Origin of the sequence: Chitinophaga oryziterrae (genome assembly GCF_009758125.1) — a bacterium.
Lineage (GTDB): Bacteria > Bacteroidota > Bacteroidia > Chitinophagales > Chitinophagaceae > Chitinophaga > Chitinophaga oryziterrae.
The window spans coordinates 648,338-673,439 of sequence record NZ_WRXO01000003.1 but is presented as its reverse complement, the minus strand read 5'-3'; the positions used below and the strand labels follow the sequence as shown (position 1 = coordinate 673,439).

The following is a 25,102-nucleotide window of genomic DNA, read 5'->3' as shown; positions in this document are numbered from 1 at the left end:
ACAAAGGTAAGGGATATTAAAACGGACTGCTTTGTTTAAACGTTCAAAGTTAGTTTGTCAAAAAGCTCATATAAAAAAAGATATACGGAGAACCGTACATCTTTTTGAGCTGTGATATTCGAAACTATTATGTATTTCCAGGGTTAACTGTCTATCGATGATGTAAAAGTACGACTGCACTTACCGCCAATACATGATGACCGTCAATAAAAGAACTGATTGGTATTCACATTAAGTTAACATTCGATGCTTATATTGTGTGCCTACCACTTTGAGAGTCCCATGAGATATTCCGTTTGTTTTGTCCTGATGATGCTGCTTGCCTGCAGTAACAGACAAAAAGCAATCAAAATGAAAGGTTCAGACACGGAAGTGAATCTTGCAGTAGTCTTAGCTGAACATTTCTATAAGGTGAATAAAGATCACAGCCTGGCGATCTCAGGTGGCGGATCAGGACTGGGCATCGCCTCTCTGCTGAACGGACAGGCAGACATTGCCAACTCCAGCAGACCACTTACGGCAGAAGAGATCAAACTTTTTAAACAAAGGCATATTGAACTGAAAACGATCGTGTTCGCAGAAGATGCCACCGCATTCATCGTACGTAGTGATTTCCCGGCAGACTCGATAGATGTACCCACCCTTGCTGCAATATTAAGCGGCAGCAGCAAAACCTGGCAGCCGGTAACAGGCAACCCCGTGCCTGTGAACATTTATGGCAGACAAAGTAATTCCGGTACACACTCTTTTGTACGTAATAAACTGGGGATACAGTTTAGCCGCGAAGCCAAAGAAATGAACGGTAACGCACAGATCATGGAAGGTATTAAAGCTGATGGGTCAGGTATCGGTTATGTAGGCGCCGGTTACATCACACACGACAGTAAAGTGAAAGTACTGAAGATCAGCGATAGCAGCGGTAAACCAGCCATATCCCCCCTCGATAAAAAAGCCATTAATGAACAGCGCTATTTCTTTCAGCGCCCTTTATATCAGTTCGTACTCAGCACTTCATGGAATAAAGTAGCGCCATTCGTAGACTTTGAAAAAAGCGCCGAAGGGCAAAAAATCATCCGGGCATCCGGGTATTATATTACTCAACAGTAACTACATGAAATTAGCAGCAAGAGAAACAATTGATTCATTTGTAAAAGCAGCGTTCCGTACCACCGGGCTGCTGGTGATCGTGATCCTTGGCGGCATCTTCGTTATGCTGTTGTGGAATACCATTGCCTTCTTTGCGCATATCAAACCACTGGATTTCATCACCGCTACCCAGTGGAACCCGGGTGGCAATCGTGCCAGCTATGGCATTCTCCCTTTGATGGTCAGTACGGGTATTGTTACCCTGGGCGCTATGATGATCGCCATCCCTTTAGGGATAGGAACAGCCGCTTTTATGTCGGAGTATGCAAACAGCAGACTGAGAAATATACTGAAGCCTATGATCGAGATGCTGGCAGCCGTGCCCTCTGTGGCCATCGGCTTCCTGGGCATTGTGATAGTAGGCCCCGAAATCGCTAAACTCGCTCATCAGGCCAATGGCCTGAATGCCTTAAACGGGGCTGTCCTGCTGGCTATTATGGCATTGCCCACTATCATTACCGTCACTGAAGATGCATTACAGGCGCTACCTGTCAGCTACAGGGAAGCAAGTTACAGTGTAGGCGCCAACAGGTGGCAGACACTGCGCAAAGTGATCATTCCGGCAGCAGCGCCGGGTATTATAGCAGCAGTAATGCTGGGCGTAGGCCGGGCCATAGGAGAAACAATGACCGTACTCATGGCTACAGGGAATGCCTCTGCTTTCCCCAAAGGATTTTTCCATTCCGTAAGAACAATTACGGCAACGATCGCTATTGAAATGGGAGAAGTCCCTTATCAGACCACCCATTACTATGCATTATTCGCCATCGCGGCCGTATTGTTCCTCATTACCCTGCTGGTCAATCTTGCAGGGGAATACTTTGTAAACCGTTACAGAAAATACCAGGCAACATGATGAAAAGACTTTCGCCGGTGATAGAATGGTTCACCTTACTGTTTTGCACAGGCACCGTATTGTCATTCCTGATCGCCATATTATGGGATTTAACGGCAAAAGGATGGCCTTCTTTATCCTGGCAATTCATTACAGAACTGCCTTCAGAAGGCATGACCAAAGGCGGTATATTACCAGCTATTACAGGTACGGTCATGTTAACACTGCTGACGGCCGTACTGGCCGTGCCGTTAGGCATCAGTTGCGCCATCTACCTGAATGAATATGCAAAGGATAACTGGCTGACAAGGTTAATAAGGGCCTCCATCCGTAACCTTTCGGGCGTACCTTCTATTATATACGGTCTGTTCGGACTGGCACTATTTGTACAGGGTATGCACATGGGTACTTCCATGCTGGCCGCAGGATTTACGCTGGGCTTATTATCTCTTCCCTATATCATTTCCACCACAGAAGAGGCCTTACGCCGCATCCCCGCCAGCACAAGAGAAGCTGCGCTGGCTGTAGGCGCTACACAGTTTGAATCCATCCGCGATGTAGTACTCCCTTCGGCCTTACCGGGCATCCTTACAGGTGTGGTGCTGACATTATCAAGAGCAGCAGGCGAAACAGCCCCTATCCTGTTTACCGGTGTGGCCTTTTACATCAACGGTTCTTCCGGTTACCTGAACCAGGAATTTATGGCGCTGCCTTATCATCTGTATATGTTATCTACCCAGCACCAGGCGATCGAACAGGTGAGACCACTGGCATACGGTACGGCATTGGTATTGGTAATGGTAGTATTCTTTCTGAATTTAACTGCATTTTATATCCGTTACAAGTATAGAAATAATGAATGAGGCAATTATAAAATTATCTGCACAGGGGCTGAATCTCTGGTTTGGAAATAAGCATGTATTAAAAAATGTATCCGTTACATTTCCGGAGAAACAGGTAACCGCATTAATCGGTCCATCAGGATGCGGGAAGAGTACCCTGCTGCGTTGTTTCAACCGTATGCACGACTTATCCCCGGATGCAAGGATAGAAGGAAAGATCATGCTGGAGAACGAGGACCTGTATGATAAAAAGATCTCTGTAACGGAAGTACGCAAACGTGTGGGAATGGTATTCCAAAAAGCCAATCCTTTTCCCAAGAGTATCTATGAAAATATTAACTACGGATTAAAGATCAATGATATTCCTTCCAAAGAAAGACCCGCCATCATTGAACGTGCCTTAAAAGAAAGTTATTTATGGGAAGAGGTAAAGGATGAGCTGAAGAAACCCGCTACACGCATGTCCGGCGGTCAGCAGCAAAGACTCTGTATTGCCCGTACGGTAGCATTAAGGCCGGAAGTGATACTGATGGATGAGCCCTGCTCTGCCTTAGACCCGATCAGTACCAGAAAGGTAGAAGAACTGATTGTGCAGCTAAAGAAGCAGTATACGATCGTAATCGTTACACATAACATGCAGCAGGCACAAAGAATAGCCGATCAGACAATATTCATGTACCTGGGAGAAGTGGTGGAAGAAGGAAGAACGGATGATATTTTTAATCATCCTCAGAAAGACCTGACGAAAAATTATGTAAGCGGACACTTCGGATAAAACTATCAAAAGGTCCCACCTTATTTAACAGGCCGGACTAACCCCAAAGCCCGATGCTCCATATTTGTAGTAAAATCAAGATACGTCTTAAACAACACAGGAAGAACATAAACTCTCTTATAAACTTTTTATAACTGTTAACAGACTACTATATAAGTCCCCTCTAAGCCCCCTCTAAATAAGGTGGGCTTGTATAGGGCTTATAGGGGACTATGAGAGGGCTTATAGGGGGCTTATACTACCTGATGAGTAGCTTAAAGGTGTCTTAGCCCCTACTCTGTCTCCAGCCCATCCATTTATCTAACCGGGCTATTAATCCCCATCCATAGAAATCATAGGACAATCCTATAAGTAATTCATTATCACCCTTTTTTAAAGGGATATTGAAAGAAGTATTCTCAATAGAACAACGCCCATCCGGTTCTTTAGCGACAGGAGTACCATACAGATTCTTATCCACGTACAAATATTTACCATTGATAAACACCCATACCTCATCACTAAAGCCAAAATCTATCCTTCTAACCTGCACAGTATCAGAATGAATGGTGGTTTTCAGCCAGGCAATACGGCGTACCTTACTTTCTCCAAAATTCCTGGTAAGGTTGATAAGTCCCTGACGTTCAGCTAATACCACATCCCAGGTGGTTGCCGAATCTGGTCTGAACCTGGAACTGAAATCAGTACCATCCGTATTAACCGGCATGGTTACCAACCACTTCCGCAGGTAACGGGGATCATTATCTGTAAGGTTTAACGGTGTTGGCGCCATAAAGGATACCCGTATTATGCAGCATAAGCATGTTATTGATTTTTAGCAGCTTTTTCCGCTTTGGCTTTTTTCTTGAAGAACCCTCTCAGTAAGAAGTTATGCTGTGCAGCTTCCAGGTCGTCATTCAGTTTCTTACTACTGGATTCCAGGTTATCTATAATTATCTTCATAGCGTTACCTGACGTAGAATCATTCAACAATACACCCACTGCATTACCCTTTTCATTCAGCCTGTCGCTCATCGTTTTCAGGTTAGCTGTAAAACGGGATACGGAGCCGGCAGCTTCCTGTAGTCCGGATAAAGTACCACGGATATTACCATACATCACGGTATCGCTTACCAGTTCATTGACAGAATTTCCCGGTTTATTCAGTTTGCCGGAGAAGGTCTGTAAGTTTGCGATTACATTTTTACTGGCAGCAGAAGCAGCTTTAAAGTTAGCAGAGATATCCTGCAGATTATTTACGGTGGTAGTTAATTTACCCCCCATGGCCTGGTCGTTCAATAATACGCCTAATGTCCCGTTTCCGCTATCTATCTTTCTGGCAATACTTTTGAAGCTGGTGGTAATATCCTGCAGGTTCTTATTATTTGCCTGTAAAGTAGCCAGCATATCATCTGTACTCAACGCTTTTTCCACTGTAAGGAATCCGTCTTTACTCACCTGTGGCATACTGGGGCCACCCCCATAGATGATCACGATCCTGTTTCCGATCAGTCCATCAGAGCCTATTTTGGCTTTCGCATCGTTATGGATATGTGGTTGCGCATGTTGTTCTATGCTCATGGATACCAGCACCTGTTTATCGCCATAAAAACTTATACTCTTTACAGTTCCTACTTTCACCCCGGAGAACCATACATTACCGCCTTTCAGTAAACCACCTACATCATCAAATACAGCATTGATGGTGATCGATTTTACGAAAGTCTTTTTTTGTCCGCCCAGGGTCATTATGGTGATCACTAAGATGACGAGGCCGAGGAATAAAAAGATTCCTACTACTACCGGCCGGTTATTTTTAAAGCTGCTCATTTGTCGTTAATAAAATTGTAATCGTAAAAAGTTTTCACGCTTTCATTATCTGTGCTAAACACCTCTTTGAAGCTCCCCTGTGATAAAAATTTGCCGTCCATGAGCATGGCTACTTTATCGGCCGTATGTTTGGCACAGGTAAGATCGTGGGTGATGATAATGGAAGTGGTATTATATTCTTTCTGTACCTGTAAAATCAGGTTATTGATCTCTATACTGGTGATGGGGTCCAATCCGGATGTAGGTTCATCATACAGCATAATTTCCGGTTTTAAGATCAGCGTACGGGCAATGCCTATACGTTTTCTTTGTCCGCCGGATAATTCCGAAGGCATCTGATTAATGGTCTGTGATAATCCTACATCATTCAACACTTCTTCAATCGCTTTACTCACATCCTGTTTACTTAAATTCCTTCTGTTCCTTACCAGGGGGAATTCAAGGTTTTGCCTTACCGTCATACTATCATATAAAGCACTGCTCTGAAAAGAGAACCCTATTTTCAGGCGTAGCTTTTGCAGAGCGGTGTTGCTGATCTTATCTACCTCTTCTCCCAATACTTTAACAGTGCCGCTATCTGGTTTTAATAATCCTGAAATGATCTTTATCAGTACAGATTTACCTGTACCTGAGCGCCCCAGTACAGCCACATTTTCTCCTTTGTATACTTCCAGATCGATCCCTTTCAGAACAGACAGGCTGCCAAAAGATTTTGTCAGGTCCTTTATGGATATAATCACCTCTTTATTATCCATTATCTTATTGCGTTTATCACCTGTACAATCAGCATTTCTTCAATAAAAATCAAAAACATAGATACTACCACAGCTGAATTGGCGGATTTGCCCACTCCCTGTGTGCCGTTCTCTGCATGATATCCCTGGTAACATCCTGCTACTCCTATTGTAAAGCCATAAACAGCGGACTTAAATACAGAGGAGAAGATATCCAGGAATGATATTGTACTGAAAGCGCTCTTGAAAAAGGCAGTGTAACTTGTTTGTTCGGTTAGATGTACATTCAGATAAGATCCCATCATGCCCACAAATCCCATATACAAAACCAGTATCGGCAACATAAAGGTGATGGCCAGTATACGTGTTGTGACCAGGAACTTAAAAGGATTGGTAGCGGAGACTTCCATCGCATCTATCTGTTCTGTTACTTTCATGGAACCTAATTCTGCCCCCATATTAGAGCCAACCTTACCGGCTGCGATCAACGCCGTTACCAACGGGGCCAATGCCCTGATAATAGCAATGGATATAAGAGAAGGTAACCAGGAAGCAGCGCCGAATGTAGATAATGAAGGACGGGATTGTTTTGTAAATACAATGCCCACAATGAAACCGGTTAATGACACCAGTGGTAATGACCTGTACCCTACCTGGTAACATTGATTAATGATCTCTTTAAACTCATAGGGCGGCGCAAAGGCCTCTTTGAAAAAGCGTATTATAAACTTATGTACATCGTACAAACTCAGAAAAAGACCATCAATCTTCTCTGAGATCAGATATTTAATACGAGGCGGGGGTGTGGATTGATCTGGCTCGGTCTTCATGTATTACTGCAGATCGTTTAGAGATCTGGCATTATTGTTATGGTTAACAACTCTTATGCCAATGAAGTTTGGCATTTATTGCTTATTTGCAGGATTTTTGTGGGGAATTAAATTATTCTAATGTATAAAACAGCAAACGTTTATAAAAAATGACGGCTGTCATGCCTACCCACCGTACATTTCATCTGTCATAAGAATTATTTTAAGCTTAATTTAGTAACAGAATTCTTCACTTATATAAAACGAATCATATGACTACCACAAAAAAGCTGGGTATCTGGATGGATCATTCATCAGCTTATTTAATAGAATACCCAATCGGCCCTATAGAAGAAATCGTCACCTCAAAATTCACGCATGAAGAAAAAGAACAAAGTCTGAGTAAAAGTGAACACCTTATGCATAATAAGGAGCAGCATGAACAGGCCGCTTTTTACAAACAACTGGGAGATGCGATCAAAAATTATGAGGAAGTATTGCTATGTGGCCCTACTGATGCTAAACAGGAACTATACAATCTCTTAAGAGAAGATCATCTTTTTAAAAATATAAAGATCGATGTTGAACCCGCTGACAAGCTAACGGATAATCAGCTGCATGCTTTTGTGCGGGCACATTTTTCAAAATAAATACCGGCAGGATCATTATAAGATGCAGGAGCACAAAAGATGAAACTATGACGATCGGAATGCAATTACACTGGCTATTTATACTGGCAATACCCATTGCCTGTGTGGCATGGACAGTTACCCATGAAGAGGTTTTCCGGGAACCCAGGGATTATTGTACCAGGCAAAGCCTGTCGAGGAAAACCCTTCTGGGTAGAAAGTTCTTCTACCTTTTTACCTGCGAATATTGCTTTAGCCATTATATAACCATACTGGCATTGATCTTCACCGGGTACAGGTTGTTGCTGGACGATTGGCGGGGTTATCTCATTGCGGGGTTTTCATTAGTGTGGATAGCAAATGTGTATATGAGTCTGTTTGGACTCGTCCGGCTGGACATGAAAAAAGAAAGGACAGCTATCAGGAAGCTGGAGGATGAGTGACCCGTTCTTCCCTCATCTTTTCTTTTATCCTGTTCCGGTGCATTGCTCCCCACTGGTGTAGTGCGCTTACCACATCTTTCAGTGTATCGCTGTATTCCGTTATTTCATAATCAACTACCACGGGTGTAGCCTCTGCATTTACTTTACGGCTTATAAAGCCATTCATTTCCAGGTCTTTCAACTCATTGGACAATACGGTCGCTGAAATTCCTGGTATAGAGCGTTGCAGCTCATTGAACCGTTTACTGCCATCTGATAAGGCAATAATGATCCTCAGCTTCCATTTCCCTCCGATTGCATATAACGCATCCCCTACTGCAGCCAATGCCCCGTTGCACTCCGAGTGGCTTGATCTTCCAAATGCCATAAGTAACTAATAAAAAGGTTAGTACTAAGCTTTTACTTACTACTAATAAAAGCTTAGTAAAGATACATAATTTTATGGCATGAAAAGAATATTGCACGTGACCTCCAGCCCAAGGGGCGAGGCGTCCAACAGCAACAAGCTGGGAAATAAGATCGTAGAGAAGCTACAAAGCCGTTATCCGGGCAGTACTGTTACCGTGAACGATGTAGTGGAAACCAAATATGCGCATATAGAAGCCGAACTCCTGGGCGCTTTTATGGGCATGGGTGAAGCCTCCGCCGGCCGTCATTCAGATGCAGCGGTTGAGCAGTTAGAAGCGGCTGATATCATTGTTATCAGTGTCCCCCTGTACAATTTCAATATGCCTTCTGCGCTGAAAGCCTGGATAGATCATATTGTACGTGCAGGCAAGACCTTCAGCTATGCTACCGGTAAACCGCAAGGATTGCTGAAAGATAAAAAAGTGTATCTGGCAATAGCTTCTAAAGGGGTCTATTCTGATGGCCCTATGAAAGGCTTTGATTTTTCAGAGCCTTACCTGAGGTTTATCCTGGGCTTCATTGGCTTAACGGATGTAACCACTTACCGGATAGAAGGCGATGGTCTGGTAGAAAATGCGGTAGAAAACGGATTGGCAAGTGTAGAGATATTATAAAAACCGGAGGCCGTCTTTTATCAGACGGCCTCCGGTTTTTATATTTCCATATAAGTATATAGCTTTTATCCAGCGTAATTATTTATGCGTATTACGGTATTGCGTCGGAGACATCCTGCATTTCTTTCTGAACACAGTAGCAAAATAATTAGGGTCGCTGTATCCCACACTGGTGGCAATATCAGCTATAGGCAAACCTGTCTGCATCAATTGTCTCTTCGCTTCTTCCATGCGTGAATCTTCCACATATTGCTGCAGTGGTACCAAAAAAACTTTCTTAAATTCCTTTTCTAAACTGTTCACATTCATTCCCGCTATTTTCTCCAGTACCGGATTAATTAAACTATCTCCCAGATGCAATGTAATATACCGGGATACTGTCTGAACAGCCGCATTCTTTTCTTCCTGCGCAGGATCTTTCCCCGTCTCCAGTATTGAGAAATAATTTACCAGCAGATCATTGATCCTTGACGCAAGATGCAGCTTCATTTTAGTGCCACTTAATTTATGATAGCGGATCATATCAAAATTTTCCAGCTCTCTGTCCGTAATGTTAAATGGCGGGAACACTTCTCCATTCTGCACCTGCTCCACCTTCCTTTGGTACAGGTCTTTCAGTTTTATTAAATCTTCTTCCGCACACTCTGCTAAAAAATCATCGCCAAAAGAGATGTACACTGCTTCATATTCGCCGGGTACAAACCTGGCTTCATTATGGATTAAGGGCGGTATATAATAAAAACTGTACTTCCTGTTCTCTAATACCAGCTCTCCAAATCCCTGCAGGACACAGGGAATACGTCCGTTCAACGTGCAATACAATGCAACCATGCCCGTGTCCGTAGTGGGGTATAATATCACTTCCTTTTTAATAGAAAAATGAAGCCAGCCAATTGCCCAGGAGTCTGTTCTTATTATTTGTGTACTATAGGAACCAAAGTCCCCCTTTACGAATTCAATTTCTGCCTGTGGAATGCTGTGGACCGGATATTTGGGCGGAAAAACAGAGCTGATCTCTAGAAGCGCCTCTTTCTCAGGGGCCACTTTAAATTTCATAATCGCGGGTTTCCCTTTCAATGTTTAAAAATTGATTTTGGTTAGAGGATACTATGTTTCTTTAACCGGCAAGAAACAGGTAAGTGGAATCGATTATGCCGCTGCATCCGTACACATTGTTACAGAAGAGCGGGGCTGATATTACATTCACATTCTGGACCTAAGGAGGCAGTTAGATTTGATTATTTAATATGAAAGACTCCCTCTTTGTCCGCATAGTAGTCGATCGCGTTTGTAGCTTTTAGTGCTTTCAGCACATTTTCTAAAGGTTGATTCCTGTCTATTACACCCGAAAAGCGCCTGCTGGCAACCTGCTTGTTATCCAGTTCCAGGGAAAGACCATATAATCTGGGAATAACCCGGCATACATCCTCTAAACTGGCATTACTGAAAAGGAAACGGCCACTTCTCCAGCTTAACACCTCTGTTTCATCAAAAGGATGCGTACTGATGTTGCCTGCAGAAGAAACACCTTCCTGTCCTGGTAATAACTGAAGACTGTTTTCTTTATTCACGAACTTAACAGCCCCTTCTACAAGCGCTACTTTTACAATTCCGCTATCATAAGTATTGACATTGAATGCTGTACCTAACACATGAACAGAGGAATTAGGCAGATTAACGATAAAAGGCTTGTCAGCGTCTTTTGCTATTTTAAGATAGGCTTCCCCATTGATAAATACTTCCCTGGTATTACCTGTAAAAGACAAAGGAAAACGGATAGAAGTAGCAGCATTCAACTGTACCTCAGAACCGTCGGATAAATGAATAGTGTAATCTTTTCCCGGAGGAACGGTCAGTGTTGCAAATCCCGCAGCTTCCCCTGATTTATAGGTCAGTGTCTTATTAGCATTCTTCAGCACCACATTACCGGCCAATACCTGGCTGGTATCAGTATTCAGATCGATCGTCTGTCCATTGGAAAGTTGTAACTGTATATGCTGTTTTTTAACAACAGATCCGGCTAAAACAGGTTTGCCGGTTTGGTCCGGCCTGTATAATTCCTTAACAGCAAAGAAGAGTATCAGGGCTGCAGCAGCGCTTACAATTGCCAGGCTCATGACCTTTCTTCTGCGCTTCTGACTGTTCACACGGTTGATAATAACATCTGCAGGATGAATGACAGCCTGCTGCTTCACATAATTCAGCACCTCATCATTGGCTAATACCCTGTGCATATCCTCTCTCATGGCCCTGGCATCAGGATATCTATCCAGGTCTCTGGATAGTTCCTCCCGCTCAGCATCCGTGAGCGTGCCAAGAATCTCATTCATCACTAAAAGCCTAATATTTTCCAGCTTGGTATTCATCTACGAACTTATAAGTAAAAATCGGTTGAAAGGTAACGTCCGGTAACAGGGATTATTTTACAGTATGCAATTTCTGCCGTAAAATCTTTAACGCTTTGCTGATATTATTCTTCACTACCTGCAAACTGATGTTTTGTTCTGCTGCAATCGCCTTCTGGCTCTTGTCTTCCATGTACGCCATCATAAAGGATTTACGGGCTGCGGGAGGAATTTCCTGCATGGCATCATTTAACTTGCTGGCCAGTTCAGCGTTCTCAAAGGGTTTTATATTAACGCTGGATTCCATGAAATAACTATACTGGTGCTGTCTTCTCTCTCTTACCTTCTCTTTTTTGATCTTGATGATACATTCATAACGTACTGCTCTTGACAGGTAAGCCGAAAAGGAAGGCTTTAATTCTACCTTATCCCTCAGGCTCCAGAACCGGATGAAAACATCCTGCACAAGGTCTTCTGCCTCATGCATGTTCCTCAGAATATAATATGCTTCCATCAACATCTGAGGACGGTATAGGTCTACCAATTCCCGAAGCGCCACCTCATCTCCTTCTCTAAGGCGCAACAGCATTAGTTCCTCATTATGTAGCCTGTCTTTCATGTTTCCATCCCTGGCAACAGCGGGTGCTGTTGTATTTTAATTGGTTGGTTATAAATTGGTGTAAAAGCACGTACAGTACGGCCGACTAGTAGCCGCTTATTTTAAATTCCCGAACTTAATTTTGCAATTCTGCTTCCCGCGAATTCACATTAATTCTTGTCCAATTTAATTATAAGATAATACATTTTCCAAATGCAGCCAATATAATTTTTCTAAACAACTGATAGTCAATTCAACTTTGTAATATCAATTAATTTAATAAGTATGCAAAATAAGCCCGCAAACTAAATTGTCTGCGGGCAATGCTTTATTTTATCCTGATATTTAATGACACAATATTGGATTGCATGCCATTATTTTTCTGGTAATGTCCGTAACGCAATTCCAACATGTTAAAATGCTGAATGCCAAACACCCCCTTCGGTGGAATAAGCCTGAAACCTGCTCCAAAGAACCCACTTGTAAATTTGGACAGATCGTAGTTACTCGTATAATATTCCTCCGCCGAAGTATGCATTTCATACGGTGCAAAATACTTCACAGCAGATTGTATATAATACCTGTAAAAGGGCGTGACAGATAAAAACGGCGTCACCTTCACAGATGTTTCAATATTGGCCGTATGCGCCTCTAATCCCCAGGAATCGCGGTAATAACGATAATATCCTCGCAGGATAATATTGTCTCCCAGGAAATAATTTGCACGCACCCCAAGTGGAACTTTTAACCGGTCCGCAGGTAACGTTTCCACACTTTCTGTTCCGTCCTTAAAGTAGATGCGGTGAAAAGGCAAACCAAGATAACCATGCTGATAAATAACATCCGCCAGAAATATCACTTGTAAACGCTGGTTAATGATTTGTGAATACGAAAGCGAAGTACTGAAAGAATTACGACTGGCAGTCGGATAATCATTTTCCCCGTACGTGTTATTATATGATCGCAGTTCAACAGGCTGTATCAGCTTCAGCTTATCAAGATAAGCCTGTAACTTAACAGAAAACTCTCCGCTCTTGTTATTCGTCTTTTTTGCAAATAGTACATTCATCCCAAAAGACGTATAATCAAATTCATGGGAAACTGATAATCCGGCCCCGAACGTAGTGCCCTTTTTCCCGTTTTCCACAGACCAGTTCAGAGATGGATACAGACGTGTATCGGCATGAGATGCGGAAGAGATGGTCTTGGGATCGATCTTATCTGAAGATGCAGATGTATAATGATCAATGCCCAGCTCAAAATCAAATGTATGCTTGCGCTCTTTCTTATCCCACATATTCAGCTTTATCTCAAATGAGTTGGAAAGATCTGTTAGTTTCTCTGTTCCGATACCTCCTGTAACGGCTGAATTATTCCCGTTCTGATTATAATAACTTGAAATAAAATTGGCTTCTTCAAATGTGAGCTTACGGCTTTTATACTGGGAAGTATCCTGTGAAAAAGCGGCCAGCATCCCTATATATAAACCTAGTACTGATAAACAGATTTTTTTCATTGTTCCGATTTAATGTAATTAGTTACAGCCACAACCTCCTCCACTCTTACCGGCATTGGCGCCGGAGGCGCCTTCGCGGTACGATTGAAAACTGAGTTCCGTTTTTTCTACTTTACGGTTTCCTAATGACATCTCTCCGTCATTCAAACGGTTCTTCTGATATTCTTTCACGGTTGTACAAGAGCCTGCCGTAACAATGATAATAATGCCTGCTATAATGTATTTCATTTTAGACGGATGTTTTTTGAAGTGAAGATTTTATTTTGATCATCGATGATAACACAGGCCATTCCTGAAATCTGGTTAATCAGATCAAGCCCTACACGAATACCCATTATCATTACAGGCGTTGCCATAGCGTCTGCTATTTCGGCATTCCCGCAAATGATGGTTACACTTTTGATCCCCGTCACCGGCAGACCGGTGGCCGGGTCAATGGTATGCGAATATTTTTTACCATCAATCATCACATACTTTTCATAATTGCCGGAAGTGGCAACGGCCATATCAGAAATATCCAGGGAAGAAAACAGTTGATGTGTGGCATCCGGATTGGCAATCCCTACCGTCCACGGCTTTCCGTCGGGCTGAAGTCCCCAGGTTGTAAGATCTCCGGAGGCATTTACGATACCGCTGCTTATCCCCTGCTCCTGCAATACCTTTTTCGCCATCTCTGCGGCATACCCTTTTCCAATGCCCCCGAAACCTATGCGCATACCTTTCTCTCTGAGGAACACCGTGTTCTCAGCTTCATCCAGGATAATATTGCGGTAGTTGATCAGTCGCACCATCTGCCTGGCCGTTTGCTTGTCGGGCAAAGCAGTCATATTGGGGTCAAAGTTCCACAGACGCTTGTCTACAGAACCGTAAGTAATATCAAAAGCTCCCTGCGTAAGCCCCGACAGACGGATAGAACGCTTTATCAACTGTACTACTTCAGGTGCGACCGCAACAGGCATAATACCTGCATTTCTGTTCACACGGGCCGTGTCACTGTCCTCACTGAAAGTGGTCAGCAATTTTTCTATACGCCTGATTTCTGCTACTGCATCATCTATACGGGCTTCTGCCAGTTCCTTATTATCATTTACAACCGTTATTTCAAAACGGTTCCCCATCAGCTTCAATGCCCGCTTATGCAATACCAGCTCACTGCTTTCCATGAATAACCTGGTTGATCTCATCTATGAAGACATCTGTTTTCTCTTTCGGAAACCCGTCCCACGACTTTAACACTTTTCCACTGGCATCCAGTAAAACAGTGAAAGGAAAACTGCCTGCGGCATTATAAGTATCCGCCAGACGATCGTTCTGTTGTTCCTGTTCCTTCGGCAACCTGTTCTTCTTTTGCCGGGGAAAATCCGCATTCACAAGTACCAGGTTAGCATCTGCAAACTGTTTAAACTGGTCTGACCCGAATATTTCACTATGCATCCGTATACAGGGACCACACCAGTCAGAACCTGAAAAATTAAGCAGGATATACTTCTTTTCCTGCTGTGCCCTGACCTTTGCTACTGCAAAATCTGTTTCCCAGGCAGGCGTAAAAGAGCATAGCAATGCTATTGCTATAAAAGCGAAATACATTCTCATGTTGTAATTACATTAATGGTTAAAAAAGAAAATACGGCTGCTCAGGCTCTGGGAGGTTTAAATAATGTATCCTTTTTGGGAAGGGGAATATAACTGTCATTAAAAACAACGTATTCCTGCCGGGCAGGTGTTATTGTATGATAAACAGTCGCGATGGGAGGAGGTAAAAGAGACGGTAAAATGATACAGTGGCAATCGGCCTTTTTGAAAGGCAACTGCATATCCTGCTCATAATCAACATCGTATGGCTGCTCGTCTATGTAATGAATTTTGATGAAGGCTGCAATCGTAATACCCGAATTCTCTTCTTTATGCCTGATAAAGTGCTTTACCAGCAATGGAAGACGCAGCAATTGGTCCAGTTCTGTCGATCCTATAGCATATATGGAGAAAAGTAATATAGCTGTCCACTTCTTCATCTATCATAAAGCTAAAAAAAAGAACCGGGATAAACAAGGACAGTACCTCCGTTTGAATACTATACCAGATGTTGTTGATCATAAATACACTGCATCTGACTGTTTAGTTCTCTGATTTGGCTTTGGAATATGGGTGCAGCATTTGTTTTTCAATTTTAACTTCACCTGATATTCAAGTCAGATAAGGTGTATTTATCGATCAACAACATCTGGCGCGAAGATGATGTAATCCGATAGTTCCGATAGCCAATTTTTTGTTAAAATCATGCCTTTGAGGCGTAATAACAGTCCATTAAATGCCAAAAGGTCAGTTCCCTGAGAATGGAAAAGTATTTGAGTATACAATGGCATGGATAACTCAATTCTTTTTATTACGGATACTCCGGTAAACGATACCAGTTTACTGGATGCCTATTCTCAAACCGTTACGGGTGTGGTTGGGTCTGTCGCAGAATCAGTGGTACATATAGAAGTACAGAAAAAAGTAAAAGACAGACGTAACCCGGAGAGAAAGGTGCAGGCAGGTACAGGTTCCGGTTTCATAATATCTTCAGATGGCTATATCATCACCAATAACCATGTGGTGGAAGATGCAGAAAATATAAAGGTTTCCTTTGTAGATGGAAGAAAGGTAAGTGCCGAGATCAAAGGCGCTGATGCCTCTACAGATATAGCGGTTTTAAAGATCGATGAAACGGGATTGAAGGCGATGCCTCTGGCCGATTCGGCTGCGTTACAGGTTGGACAGATCGCCATTGCGATCGGCAACCCGATGGGATTACAGTATACGGTTACCGCAGGTGTGGTGAGTGCATTGGGCAGAACGCTGCGTGCCAGTAATGGCCGGCTGATAGACAATGTCATTCAAACAGATGCTGCGTTGAATCCGGGGAACAGTGGCGGCCCGCTGGTGAATTCCCGCGGACAGGTGATTGGCGTTAATACAGCTATGATCCCATCTGCACAAGGTTTATGTTTTGCCATCTCTTCTAACCTGGCAGCACAGATCGCAGGACAATTAATTCTGCATGGCAAGATCAGGAGAGCGCAGTTAGGGATAGCAGCACAACCGGTAAATCTCAGTAATCGTATGATTGCAGTGAATAAGGTCTCCACTAAAACGGGGGTATATGTTTTTGAAATTGTTCCCGATGGTAATTATTATAACAGCGAATTACTTATCGGAGATATTATCATCGCATTTGATGATACCCCTATTTCTACCGTGGATGATCTTCACCGCTTATTGACAGAAAAACAGATTGGAAGAAGGATCTCTTTAGATGTGCTGAGAGGAGGTAGAAAAGAGACGATAAAAGTAATACCGGGAGAAGGCAGAGAGTAGCTCCGTCAGATTCCGTACTTTCAACGAAACATAATAGGCTCCTAACGGAGCCTATTATGTTTCGTTAGAAACACGTAGATTTTAACAATTACTTTTTAACTACATCCAATATCGGTTTACTAACACCTGATAACTCCTTCTGCTCAGGTTTCAGTAATTCAAATACTGCGATATTATTAGTTCCTTTTTTAAGCCATTCCGCAGGTACATAAATTGTCTGCTGTGGACCTACTTCCCAGTACCTGCCCAGGTTATGCCCGTTAATCCAGACAGCCCCTTTACCCCAGTTACTCATATCCAGGTAAGTATCTCCTGTTGCAGATAAAACGAATGTGCCTCTTTTTAATACAGGTGCATTAACGCCTTTTAATACTTGTGCACCACCCGTTTTCGTCTTCACCTTGCTCACTGGTAATTTATCAAACGGTAATTTATACAGTTGCCAGTTCTTCACTTCTTTATGATCAAAAAATACCTGCTCCGTAATACCCTTTTTATTCTCCAGTAAATAAGGGCCAAAATTAATACGGCCCAGATTCTCCACCAGTAAATCCAGCTTTACTTTACCGGCAGGCAATGTCAGTTGCAGGCTATCCATCTTCAATCTTCTGTCCAGCACTCCTGCCCTCTTCCCATTTACTAATACTACACAATAATCACGCAGTTCTTTCAATTGTAAAACAGCCGTTTTACCACCTTCCAGGGTAGTGCTGTATAATACCCATCCATAAGCCTGACCAAGATCTTCAAACGTCAGCGGTTTAACACTCCGCACAGGTGTTGAAAGCAGATTAAACACAGGGGTAGACTCCGTAAAATGAATAGCAGGAATATCTATCACCGGCCTGTCTGCAGGTATTTCCGGTAAAGACTGACCAGCAGGCAAATGTTTAGCGATCACATTACGGAACTGCCTGAACTTCTCAGTTGCATTACCCGCTTCGTCCAGCGGTGCATCATAATCATAACTGCTGATCTGTGGTTCATAAGGACTATGATCATTCGCATTCGCTCCATTCATAAAACCCCTGGTAGTACCTCCATGAAACATATACATGTTGATAGAGATCCCGGCAGACAACACATTATCCAACTGCCCCAGATACTTCTCATAAGGGACCGTATGATGCGCAGTCCCCCACCAGTCGAACCATGCAGGATACCATTCGGCTATATAATAAGGGCCTTTGCCATTATGATTTTTATTGATCAGACTTTTTACCTTCACGGTATCGCTCACCCCGTTGATAGCAGGTAACAAACCCGGTAAATGCCCGTTATCAATAGCTTCCGCAGGATCACAGGTATACAGCACTCCGTCAAACCCTGCGTCAACAAACATCTTACGGTTGATTTCCAGGTAGTCCTTATCATTGGAATAAGAACCGTATTCATTCTCTATCTGTACCATCAGTATATTACCGCCATGAGCTACCTGTAAAGGCGCCAGCTGCTTACCCACTGCCTGTATATAATTACGGTATGCCTGTAAGTATTTGGGGTCTTTACTACGTACGATCAATCCTTTTTCTTCCTCTAACCAATACGGATACCCGCCGAATTCCCATTCTGCGCAAACGTACGGGCTGGGTCTCAATACCACCCACAATCCTTCTTCCTGCGCTATTTTCACGAAGGCCGCAATATCATTATTCCCCGAAAAATCATAATGCCCTTTTTCAGGTTCATGTAAGTTCCAGAATACATAAGTACCAATGGTATTAAGCCCCATCGCTTTGGCCATTTTCATTCTGGCCCTCCAGCATTCCCGTGGTACACGGGGATAGTGCATTTCTCCGGAGATCATCTGGAATGGTTTGCCATCCAGTAAAAAGGCACTGTCACCTAATGAAAAGGTGTGCTGTGCGGCCACAGGCATGCAAAAAGCTACCAGTACGGCAAGTACTGCCATGAGTCGTTTCATCCTCAGAGTTTTAATGGTTAGTTAATGTTACTACAGAACGTGCAGGAATATCGATCGTCTTACCGATGCCAGTAGGTTGAAGATTGCCTGTATCAGAAGTAACATAAGCGCGGAATGCTTTATCCATAGCAATTTTCACGGCTTCTTTGCTACTGTTGACGATCACAATATCAATGGTTTTATCTGTATTTTTATAAGCTGAAACCAATAGGTCATTATTATCAATAGTAACTTTAATTCTCTTTGCTCCCGGTCTTATAAAACGGCTGTAATTGCCCAGTACCCACAACATCTTACTGTCTCTGTATTCCCCATCCGTTTTATTTTTATCAATATAGATCAACCCGTCTTTATAATCATAGGGAGAAACAGCTAACCAGTATTGCCAGGCGGCGGCATTCGCTACTGTCAGATCGTAATGGATCACCCGCGCCAGGTAAAGCGCAGCATCCATCCCATAATCTCTTTTGTCTCCGTTAATCTCTCCGTCATTTCCCCCTAAAATACAATATTCAGACTGCCAGAAGGTTATATTTTTAGCCGCCTTTGCCAGGTTTGATCTTATCCCGATAGCTTTAGCCGCCGGAGATGTGGTAAAATAACTATGTGCAGAAATGATATGTTTTACATTCGCTAAATCCCCTACATAATAAGGAGAATTTTTGTCAAAGAACGCATGGATCTGTTCTCCCTTATCTGGCTTATTCAATTTAGCATAGAGATAGTCTATCTGCCCAGCCTCTCCTATTACTATCTTTGTCGGTATTTTTTTATTGATCAATGCCTTACTCAAACTTTTCGTTACACCGCTGATCTGTTCATTGTTATAAGGACATCCTTCCTGTTTGTCATCGCTCCAATCCCACTGAGGTTCGTTAACCGGACTGATATAATCAAACAGGATCCCCGTTTTCTTATAAATCCCGCTAATCGCATCGGTGATACTTACTGCAAATGCATCATATTTATCCGGACTGATATTACTCATTCCTTTCGTAGCAAATCCTTTCCCATTCAGCGTAAGGTTTACCGGCGGACTATTTACAAATGCCAGGAACTGAGGCACATGATGCTTCTTCGCTGCCTGCAAAAACCATAACTGCCCCTCCTGGTCCTCCCAGGTACCGGCACGATGCCACTCATCTTTAATGTCTGTCTGCTTAGCTGTTCCCGCTCCTATATTAAAGCGCCACATAGATAAACCAATACCGGCAGGCTGCCCGCTGGCAGTAGTATCTGTGCTGAATAACCAGTCTGCAATAACATTCTTTTTTACGTCGGGCCATTGGCCTACAAACTGACAAGACCATGCATCAGATGCTCCGAAGTTGCTGATCGTCTGATAAGTGGTATCCGGGTTTAAATGTACCGCGGCGGTTTGAGCCGCCGCGGTATTGATACCATAAGAAAGAAATAAAATGCATGTTATTCTTCTCATAATAAAATGACCTGTAGTATCGTATTAATAACCTGCAGTTTGCGCAAGCTGATTATTAGATGCCTGAATTTCTGTTCTTGGAATAGGCAAAAAGTAATTTTTACCAGCATCAAATAAGCGGCCGGTCAACGCTACTTTCCTTGTATACACGGTATCTGTGCCACTAATCTGTACATCTATACCATAAGCAGGTACGTTCTCTGTTACGGCTGCAATCTTCCATCTGCGCACATCATAAAAACGATGTTCCTCAAAAGCCAGTTCCACCTGACGCTCTCTTCTGATTGCATCGCGCATTTCTGTTTGTGATAATCCCGCTACTAATGCAGGCTGATTCACACTTGATCTTTGTCTGATCTGGTTGATAGCAGCATAAACAGTAGCATCCGGACCCACCGCTTCGTTCTGCGCTTCTGCATAGTTTAACAATACTTCTGCATAACGAAGATAAATCCAGGGTTGTAATCCTGCAATATTCCAGGGATTATCTATCGGGTTATTATCATCCATAAATTTACGCAGATAATAACCTGTTTTTGTTGTATTCCAGTTGGAAGGACCATCTTTACTATCCTTTCCACCAGGCGTATAAATCTGTAGGGTGCTTCCTCTGTAGCTGGCGCCATTGAATAGCACGGTAGCGTAAAAACGGGCATCCCTGTTTGCATAAGGTTTTGTTTCATCATAACCGGAAGATGCGTCTGTGATCACTTTACCGTTATTCATTTCATAGGCGTCTACAAGATTCTGTAATGGTGTATTGCCTCCCCAACCGTTATAACCATTGGATCCGTTCGAAATTTCCAAACATACGTGACGCGCACCAATCGCATACTGACGGCTGAAGATAATCTCCTTACTACTGGCGGCGGCTGATATAAACAACTGACTATAGTTATCAGAGATAGTATACTGGCCCATATCCATCACTACTTTTGCCGCAGCTGCTGCATCTGCCCAGGTGCCCACATTATACAAAGGACTTGCAGCATATAATAACAGACGGGCTTTTAAAGCCAGTGCAGCGCCTTTCGTTGCCCTACCCTGCTGCCAGTTTCCATCATTTACCTGTGGCAGATATAAAGCTGCAGAATCCAGTTCAGCCGCTGCATATTTAATACAATCTGCCAGTGATGATTTAACAAATAAGGACGCATCTGTCAGATTATTTTCCAGCGCATATACCGTATCATTCACCAATACCACTGCTCCATAGTTACGGATCAGGTCCTGATAGCGGAAAGCACGGATAAAATGCAGTTCACTCCTTAATATTTTCCTGTGCTGATCGCTCATCGCTACCTTTCCTATATTAGCAAGGCCGTAGTTACATTCGCGGATACTACGATAACTTCTCCCCCAGATAGTACCGGCGATACCTGTGTTTTCAGGTGCCAGCAGGCCCCTTTGTATGAGCCAGGTGTTATCATCATTATTGTAAATAGCTTCGTCGGTCACAGAACTCCACATGGCATATTCAAAACCTCTTCCAAAGCCGGGATTCGTTCCTTCTCCTTCTTTATCCTGTAACTTAATACTCATGTAACGGTTAATCACATAATCTTCGAATAAAGCAGAATCTGCCAGCAGGGCTACAGAAGGTACCCTGTCTGTAGGGACTATATCAAGATAATTCTTTTTACACGCGGTAAAGGTTCCTGCAATAGCAAGTGCCAGTAAGTATACAATATTTTTAGTTTTCATTGCTGGAATTTTTACGGTATTAAAACTTAACATTCACGCCCACATTTACAATACGCTGCTGCGGATAAAACTGACCACTGGTGCTGTAACCTTCCGGATCATAATCTTTCACCTTTGTAACAGTGAACAGGTTAAACGCGTTGGCGTATACCCGTAGTCCGGCTATTTTAGCCCTCGATAAGATATTGGCATTGATCGTGTACCCCAGTTCTACGTTTTTCAGGCGCAGGAAAGAAGCATTATTAAGCCAGAAAGAGTTTTTATATAAACCACCATTGATAGAGGAAGAAGCCCTGTCGTCTGCCCTTGGATAACTACCATTTGTATTGGTAGGACTCCAGCGGTTATCTGCCCAGCTGCTGTAGAAGTTACCGATAGTACCGGATTCAGGGAGTACATACTGACTAACACGTGTTTGTCCGGCGAATACAAGCGCAAGGTCTATACCTTTATAATCTGCGCCCATCACAACACCATAAGTGATCTCAGGAATGTTACCATATTTTGTTCTGGTAGCATCGTCTGCGGTAATTTTACCATCTTTGTTATAATCCTGATAGATCAGGTCTCCCAGCTGTGCACCAGTCACGTGAGGATATTTAGCCAGGTCGTCTGCTGTTCTGAAAATGCCTACCGCATTATACAACAGATCTGTATTCAACGGCCGGCCGGTTATTTTCTGGTAAGATAAAGTACCTGCTGCTTCATCAAGGAACACGATCTTGCTTTTAGCGTAGGTAATATTCGCATTGATATTATAGTGGATACCATTGCTGGTTGAATTGTTATATCCCAATGTTGCCTCTATACCATTGCTATTTACTTTTCCGATATTTTCAGAAGGTACCAGCGGATCGCTGCCATTAGGATTTACAATACCTGATAGCTGTGGTATGGATGCATTACGTTGAGTGAGGATATCTGTACGTTTCTGCTGGAAGTAGATAAACTCCATATTGAAGTGCTGCAGGAACTGCATATTCAAACCCAGATCCAGCTTCTTGGCTCTTTCCCAGGTAATATTCGGATTGCCCAGTTTGGTGAGATCAATACCAGGGTGGATAGCTGAACCAATAATGTACTGATTGGTGAAAGAATAGTTATCAAAGTACTGGAACAGACCCACATTATCATTCCCCAGTGTACCATAAGAACCACGCAGTTTCAGGTCATTAATAAAACTAACCGATTTGAACCAGTCTTCCTGGGAAATACGCCAGCCTACAGATACTGATGGAAAAAATCCATATTGCTTTCCGGCAGGGAAAGTAGATGATCCATCAATACGGGCCTGCGCTTCTAACAAATACTTTTCCTGGTAGTTATATGCCAGACGACCGAAATAACTTTTCCTGGTAAAGTTGTAGCTTTTACCGGAATTATCTTTATCCGTAGAAGCAGCACCACCTTGCGATAATTCTGGTGTCTGAGTAGAAGGGAAATTCATGCGGTAAGCACCCATACTATCCAGGGAAGTCTTACTCTGTTCGTAAGCGATAAAGGCATTTACATTATGTTTACCAAACTTACGGTCATAATTTAATTTGATATTGGAAGTCAGTAATGCCTTGTTCAACTGACCTTCAGACAAAGTTGCCATACCATTAGAACCACCTATCACTACTTTATTATAAGTGTTCGTGGACGAACTATAGTTATATACTGAATAAGGTTTGCTGAATGATTTAGCAAAACTCCAGGATTTATCTATAGAGAAAAATCCATCGAGGGACAATCCTTCAACACCGGGGATCTCATAACGTCCTTTCAGAATACCATTGAATACCTGTGTAGGATTCCTGTTGGTACCACCGATGTCTGTTACCTGCATGACAGGGTTGTTATTCTCAATACCGGAAGTAGGCAATCCATTAGGATACCTTGCCGCTACTGTAGGATAAGCACGGTAGATAGACCGGAAGATATCTCCTGCACCGGTTTGAGGATACAGACGGTCCTCTTGCCTGCCCGATAAATAGATACCCACTTTTAAACGTTTGGTCACATCCGCATCAATATTCGATCTGAAATTATATTGATGATAGTCCGTCACTCCATGTTTATATATACCATCCTGTGCGATCATCCCCAAAGACACATAATACTTTACATTGTCACTACCACCAGTTACAGAAAGACTATGCTGATTTTGGATCGCTGTTTTCTTCAGCGTTGCTTTCTGCCAGTCTGTATTAGGATAATTCAAAGGGTCAGAACCATCTGCATACTTCTGAATCTGTGCAGCGGTATAGTACTGGTTCAAGCCACCAGCAGGCTTATCATAATACTGGATTTCGTTCATGATGGTGGCGTAGGTAGCTGCATCAGCCATCTTAGGTAACCTCGTTGGGGAAGAAAATCCCTGGTTAAAGCTGTAGTTGATGGATGGCTTGCCCGTTTTACCACGTTTGGTGGTTACGAGGATCACCCCATTTGCCGCACGACTACCATATACTGCGGCAGAGGCGTCTTTCAGTACACTGATGCTCTCAATATCGTTGGGATCCAGTCTTTCCAGACCGCCGATCTGTCCAGGTACCCCATCTACCACTACCAGTACATCATTGCTACCGGTGGTAGCCAATCCGCGGATGGTGATGGAAGAACCATCATATCCCGGTTCGCCGGACCTGTTATTGGCAATCACACCGGAGAATCTTCCTGACAATGCATTGGAAACATTCGCCGTAGGACTTTTCACTAAATCAGCCCCTTTTACCACTGAAATAGACCCCGTAAGGGTGGCCTTCTTTTGTGTACCATACCCCACTACTACCACTTCATTTACATTCTGGCTCACCTGGGTAAGCTGAATAGTTACAGGTGAAGCACTTTTCACGGCTACTTCCTGGGTGGTATAGGAAATATGATTAAATATTAAGGTATCGCCAACAGCTGCCGACAGGGTAAATTTCCCGTCTGTACCGCTTAATGTTCCCTGGCTGGTACCTTTTACACGTACACTTACTCCTGGTACGGCTTCCTTTCCTTCCATCACTCTACCACTGATATTCAGCTTTTGAGCCTGTAATCCGAATAGCGGTACAAGGAAAAATAAGGTAATAAGAATTGACTGCCGCCGTGACATCAGACACACGAGCGTGGATAAGCTTCTTTTCATAACGCGCATTCCTTTTTTAATTGATAAATAGTTGGTTGACTATATTATACGTGGT

Annotated in this window: 25 protein-coding genes; 8 read left to right on the top strand and 17 right to left on the bottom strand. The window is 43.0% G+C overall.

The window, feature by feature from the left end:
• Positions 1 to 246 precede the first annotated feature (246 nt).
• Genes GO495_RS14525 through pstB form a run of 4 tightly spaced genes read left to right on the top strand, consistent with a single transcriptional unit; the run spans position 247 to position 3,598 of the window.
• Entirely contained in the window at positions 247 to 1,107 is an 861-nt protein-coding gene (locus GO495_RS14525) for a PstS family phosphate ABC transporter substrate-binding protein (RefSeq protein ID WP_338075420.1), read from the top strand.
• A gap of 4 nt (positions 1,108 to 1,111) precedes the next feature.
• Entirely contained in the window at positions 1,112 to 2,002 is an 891-nt protein-coding gene (pstC, locus tag GO495_RS14520; protein WP_157300417.1) for a phosphate ABC transporter permease subunit PstC, read from the top strand.
• The gene (pstA, locus tag GO495_RS14515) at positions 1,999 to 2,844 is read left to right on the top strand and encodes a phosphate ABC transporter permease PstA (RefSeq protein ID WP_157300416.1); all 846 of its coding nucleotides are present in this window, start codon (positions 1,999 to 2,001) and stop codon (positions 2,842 to 2,844) included. The genes pstC and pstA overlap by 4 nt, the downstream gene beginning before the upstream one ends.
• Positions 2,837 to 3,598: a phosphate ABC transporter ATP-binding protein PstB gene (gene pstB, locus GO495_RS14510; RefSeq protein WP_157300415.1), complete on the top strand. Its 762-nt coding sequence runs from the start codon at positions 2,837 to 2,839 to the stop codon at positions 3,596 to 3,598. Before pstA ends, pstB begins: the two co-directional genes overlap by 8 nt.
• Before the next feature lie 265 nt (positions 3,599 to 3,863).
• Here pstB and GO495_RS14505 read toward each other — a convergent pair whose 3' ends face one another.
• Genes GO495_RS14505 through GO495_RS14490 form a run of 4 tightly spaced genes read right to left on the bottom strand, consistent with a single transcriptional unit; the run spans position 3,864 to position 6,971 of the window.
• Entirely contained in the window at positions 3,864 to 4,370 is a 507-nt protein-coding gene (locus GO495_RS14505; protein WP_157300414.1) for a hypothetical protein, read from the bottom strand.
• Between the two features lie 32 nt (positions 4,371 to 4,402).
• Positions 4,403 to 5,407 (bottom strand): MlaD family protein, encoded by a 1,005-nt coding sequence (locus GO495_RS14500; RefSeq protein ID WP_157300413.1) that lies wholly within the window; start codon positions 5,405 to 5,407, stop codon positions 4,403 to 4,405.
• Positions 5,404 to 6,162, bottom strand: coding sequence for an ABC transporter ATP-binding protein (locus GO495_RS14495; protein WP_157300412.1), 759 nt, complete (start codon positions 6,160 to 6,162; stop codon positions 5,404 to 5,406). Before GO495_RS14495 ends, GO495_RS14500 begins: the two co-directional genes overlap by 4 nt.
• Complete coding sequence (locus tag GO495_RS14490; protein ID WP_157300411.1) at positions 6,162 to 6,971, bottom strand: MlaE family ABC transporter permease; 810 nt, start codon at positions 6,969 to 6,971, stop codon at positions 6,162 to 6,164. Before GO495_RS14490 ends, GO495_RS14495 begins: the two co-directional genes overlap by 1 nt.
• 251 nt (positions 6,972 to 7,222) lie before the next feature.
• Between GO495_RS14490 and GO495_RS14485 the strand changes: the two genes are divergently transcribed.
• The gene (locus GO495_RS14485) at positions 7,223 to 7,600 is read left to right on the top strand and encodes a hypothetical protein (RefSeq protein ID WP_157300410.1); all 378 of its coding nucleotides are present in this window, start codon (positions 7,223 to 7,225) and stop codon (positions 7,598 to 7,600) included.
• A gap of 47 nt (positions 7,601 to 7,647) precedes the next feature.
• The gene (locus tag GO495_RS14480) at positions 7,648 to 8,022 is read left to right on the top strand and encodes a hypothetical protein (protein ID WP_157300409.1); all 375 of its coding nucleotides are present in this window, start codon (positions 7,648 to 7,650) and stop codon (positions 8,020 to 8,022) included.
• Here GO495_RS14480 and GO495_RS14475 read toward each other — a convergent pair.
• Positions 8,000 to 8,389, bottom strand: coding sequence for a winged helix-turn-helix transcriptional regulator (locus GO495_RS14475; protein WP_157300408.1), 390 nt, complete (start codon positions 8,387 to 8,389; stop codon positions 8,000 to 8,002). The genes GO495_RS14480 and GO495_RS14475 overlap by 23 nt on opposite strands.
• A gap of 79 nt (positions 8,390 to 8,468) precedes the next feature.
• Between GO495_RS14475 and GO495_RS14470 the strand changes: the two genes are divergently transcribed.
• Positions 8,469 to 9,044, top strand: a complete 576-nt coding sequence (locus GO495_RS14470; RefSeq protein WP_157300407.1) for an FMN-dependent NADH-azoreductase — start codon at positions 8,469 to 8,471, stop codon at positions 9,042 to 9,044.
• A gap of 78 nt (positions 9,045 to 9,122) precedes the next feature.
• Here GO495_RS14470 and GO495_RS14465 read toward each other — a convergent pair whose 3' ends face one another.
• The 8 genes from GO495_RS14465 to GO495_RS14430 form a co-directional block, all read right to left on the bottom strand.
• Positions 9,123 to 10,100 carry a helix-turn-helix transcriptional regulator gene (locus tag GO495_RS14465; protein ID WP_157300406.1) on the bottom strand — a complete coding sequence of 326 codons (978 nt, stop codon included), beginning with the start codon at positions 10,098 to 10,100 and terminating at the stop codon, positions 9,123 to 9,125.
• 182 nt (positions 10,101 to 10,282) lie between these two features.
• Positions 10,283 to 11,374, bottom strand: a complete 1,092-nt coding sequence (locus GO495_RS14460) for a FecR family protein (RefSeq protein WP_170302682.1) — start codon at positions 11,372 to 11,374, stop codon at positions 10,283 to 10,285.
• Between the two features lie 88 nt (positions 11,375 to 11,462).
• Positions 11,463 to 12,008 carry an RNA polymerase sigma factor gene (locus tag GO495_RS14455; protein ID WP_157300404.1) on the bottom strand — a complete coding sequence of 182 codons (546 nt, stop codon included), beginning with the start codon at positions 12,006 to 12,008 and terminating at the stop codon, positions 11,463 to 11,465.
• A gap of 307 nt (positions 12,009 to 12,315) precedes the next feature.
• Positions 12,316 to 13,503, bottom strand: coding sequence for a DUF3570 domain-containing protein (locus GO495_RS14450; RefSeq protein WP_157300403.1), 1,188 nt, complete (start codon positions 13,501 to 13,503; stop codon positions 12,316 to 12,318).
• 18 nt (positions 13,504 to 13,521) lie between these two features.
• Positions 13,522 to 13,731, bottom strand: coding sequence for a DUF4266 domain-containing protein (locus GO495_RS14445; RefSeq protein WP_157300402.1), 210 nt, complete (start codon positions 13,729 to 13,731; stop codon positions 13,522 to 13,524).
• Positions 13,728 to 14,687: an FAD:protein FMN transferase gene (locus GO495_RS14440; RefSeq protein ID WP_240915225.1), complete on the bottom strand. Its 960-nt coding sequence runs from the start codon at positions 14,685 to 14,687 to the stop codon at positions 13,728 to 13,730. The genes GO495_RS14445 and GO495_RS14440 overlap by 4 nt, the downstream gene beginning before the upstream one ends.
• Positions 14,653 to 15,096 carry a thioredoxin family protein gene (locus GO495_RS14435; RefSeq protein WP_240915224.1) on the bottom strand — a complete coding sequence of 148 codons (444 nt, stop codon included), beginning with the start codon at positions 15,094 to 15,096 and terminating at the stop codon, positions 14,653 to 14,655. The genes GO495_RS14440 and GO495_RS14435 overlap by 35 nt, the downstream gene beginning before the upstream one ends.
• Before the next feature lie 41 nt (positions 15,097 to 15,137).
• On the bottom strand, positions 15,138 to 15,515 hold the full coding sequence (locus tag GO495_RS14430; protein WP_157300401.1) for a hypothetical protein: 378 nt from the start codon (positions 15,513 to 15,515) through the stop codon (positions 15,138 to 15,140).
• A gap of 349 nt (positions 15,516 to 15,864) precedes the next feature.
• On the opposite strand from GO495_RS14430, the gene GO495_RS14425 reads away from it, so the two are divergent.
• Positions 15,865 to 16,860 (top strand): S1C family serine protease, encoded by a 996-nt coding sequence (locus tag GO495_RS14425; protein ID WP_157300400.1) that lies wholly within the window; start codon positions 15,865 to 15,867, stop codon positions 16,858 to 16,860.
• Between the two features lie 88 nt (positions 16,861 to 16,948).
• On the opposite strand, the gene GO495_RS14420 is transcribed toward GO495_RS14425, so the two are convergent.
• Genes GO495_RS14420 through GO495_RS14405 form a run of 4 tightly spaced genes read right to left on the bottom strand, consistent with a single transcriptional unit; the run spans position 16,949 to position 25,047 of the window.
• Positions 16,949 to 18,784, bottom strand: a complete 1,836-nt coding sequence (locus tag GO495_RS14420) for a glycoside hydrolase family 35 protein (RefSeq protein WP_157300399.1) — start codon at positions 18,782 to 18,784, stop codon at positions 16,949 to 16,951.
• A gap of 10 nt (positions 18,785 to 18,794) precedes the next feature.
• Complete coding sequence (locus GO495_RS14415) at positions 18,795 to 20,222, bottom strand: glycoside hydrolase family 30 protein (protein ID WP_157300398.1); 1,428 nt, start codon at positions 20,220 to 20,222, stop codon at positions 18,795 to 18,797.
• 24 nt (positions 20,223 to 20,246) lie between these two features.
• Complete coding sequence (locus GO495_RS14410; protein WP_157300397.1) at positions 20,247 to 21,926, bottom strand: RagB/SusD family nutrient uptake outer membrane protein; 1,680 nt, start codon at positions 21,924 to 21,926, stop codon at positions 20,247 to 20,249.
• A gap of 19 nt (positions 21,927 to 21,945) precedes the next feature.
• Positions 21,946 to 25,047: a SusC/RagA family TonB-linked outer membrane protein gene (locus GO495_RS14405; RefSeq protein ID WP_157300396.1), complete on the bottom strand. Its 3,102-nt coding sequence runs from the start codon at positions 25,045 to 25,047 to the stop codon at positions 21,946 to 21,948.
• Between the last annotated feature and the right edge of the window lie 55 nt (positions 25,048 to 25,102).

Coding starts and splice junctions, on each gene's coding strand:
- GO495_RS14525 (WP_338075420.1), top strand. CDS start 247: ATGCTTATATTGTGTGCCTACCACTTTGAGAGTCCCATGAGATATTCC.
- pstC (WP_157300417.1), top strand. CDS start 1,112: ATGAAATTAGCAGCAAGAGAAACAATTGATTCATTTGTAAAAGCAGCG.
- pstA (WP_157300416.1), top strand. CDS start 1,999: ATGATGAAAAGACTTTCGCCGGTGATAGAATGGTTCACCTTACTGTTT.
- pstB (WP_157300415.1), top strand. CDS start 2,837: ATGAATGAGGCAATTATAAAATTATCTGCACAGGGGCTGAATCTCTGG.
- GO495_RS14505 (WP_157300414.1), bottom strand. CDS start 4,370: ATGGCGCCAACACCGTTAAACCTTACAGATAATGATCCCCGTTACCTG.
- GO495_RS14500 (WP_157300413.1), bottom strand. CDS start 5,407: ATGAGCAGCTTTAAAAATAACCGGCCGGTAGTAGTAGGAATCTTTTTA.
- GO495_RS14495 (WP_157300412.1), bottom strand. CDS start 6,162: ATGGATAATAAAGAGGTGATTATATCCATAAAGGACCTGACAAAATCT.
- GO495_RS14490 (WP_157300411.1), bottom strand. CDS start 6,971: ATGAAGACCGAGCCAGATCAATCCACACCCCCGCCTCGTATTAAATAT.
- GO495_RS14485 (WP_157300410.1), top strand. CDS start 7,223: ATGACTACCACAAAAAAGCTGGGTATCTGGATGGATCATTCATCAGCT.
- GO495_RS14480 (WP_157300409.1), top strand. CDS start 7,648: ATGACGATCGGAATGCAATTACACTGGCTATTTATACTGGCAATACCC.
- GO495_RS14475 (WP_157300408.1), bottom strand. CDS start 8,389: ATGGCATTTGGAAGATCAAGCCACTCGGAGTGCAACGGGGCATTGGCT.
- GO495_RS14470 (WP_157300407.1), top strand. CDS start 8,469: ATGAAAAGAATATTGCACGTGACCTCCAGCCCAAGGGGCGAGGCGTCC.
- GO495_RS14465 (WP_157300406.1), bottom strand. CDS start 10,100: ATGAAATTTAAAGTGGCCCCTGAGAAAGAGGCGCTTCTAGAGATCAGC.
- GO495_RS14460 (WP_170302682.1), bottom strand. CDS start 11,374: ATGAATGAGATTCTTGGCACGCTCACGGATGCTGAGCGGGAGGAACTA.
- GO495_RS14455 (WP_157300404.1), bottom strand. CDS start 12,008: ATGAAAGACAGGCTACATAATGAGGAACTAATGCTGTTGCGCCTTAGA.
- GO495_RS14450 (WP_157300403.1), bottom strand. CDS start 13,503: ATGAAAAAAATCTGTTTATCAGTACTAGGTTTATATATAGGGATGCTG.
- GO495_RS14445 (WP_157300402.1), bottom strand. CDS start 13,731: ATGAAATACATTATAGCAGGCATTATTATCATTGTTACGGCAGGCTCT.
- GO495_RS14440 (WP_240915225.1), bottom strand. CDS start 14,687: ATGAGATCAACCAGGTTATTCATGGAAAGCAGTGAGCTGGTATTGCAT.
- GO495_RS14435 (WP_240915224.1), bottom strand. CDS start 15,096: ATGAGAATGTATTTCGCTTTTATAGCAATAGCATTGCTATGCTCTTTT.
- GO495_RS14430 (WP_157300401.1), bottom strand. CDS start 15,515: ATGAAGAAGTGGACAGCTATATTACTTTTCTCCATATATGCTATAGGA.
- GO495_RS14425 (WP_157300400.1), top strand. CDS start 15,865: ATGGATAACTCAATTCTTTTTATTACGGATACTCCGGTAAACGATACC.
- GO495_RS14420 (WP_157300399.1), bottom strand. CDS start 18,784: ATGAAACGACTCATGGCAGTACTTGCCGTACTGGTAGCTTTTTGCATG.
- GO495_RS14415 (WP_157300398.1), bottom strand. CDS start 20,222: ATGAGAAGAATAACATGCATTTTATTTCTTTCTTATGGTATCAATACC.
- GO495_RS14410 (WP_157300397.1), bottom strand. CDS start 21,926: ATGAAAACTAAAAATATTGTATACTTACTGGCACTTGCTATTGCAGGA.
- GO495_RS14405 (WP_157300396.1), bottom strand. CDS start 25,047: ATGAAAAGAAGCTTATCCACGCTCGTGTGTCTGATGTCACGGCGGCAG.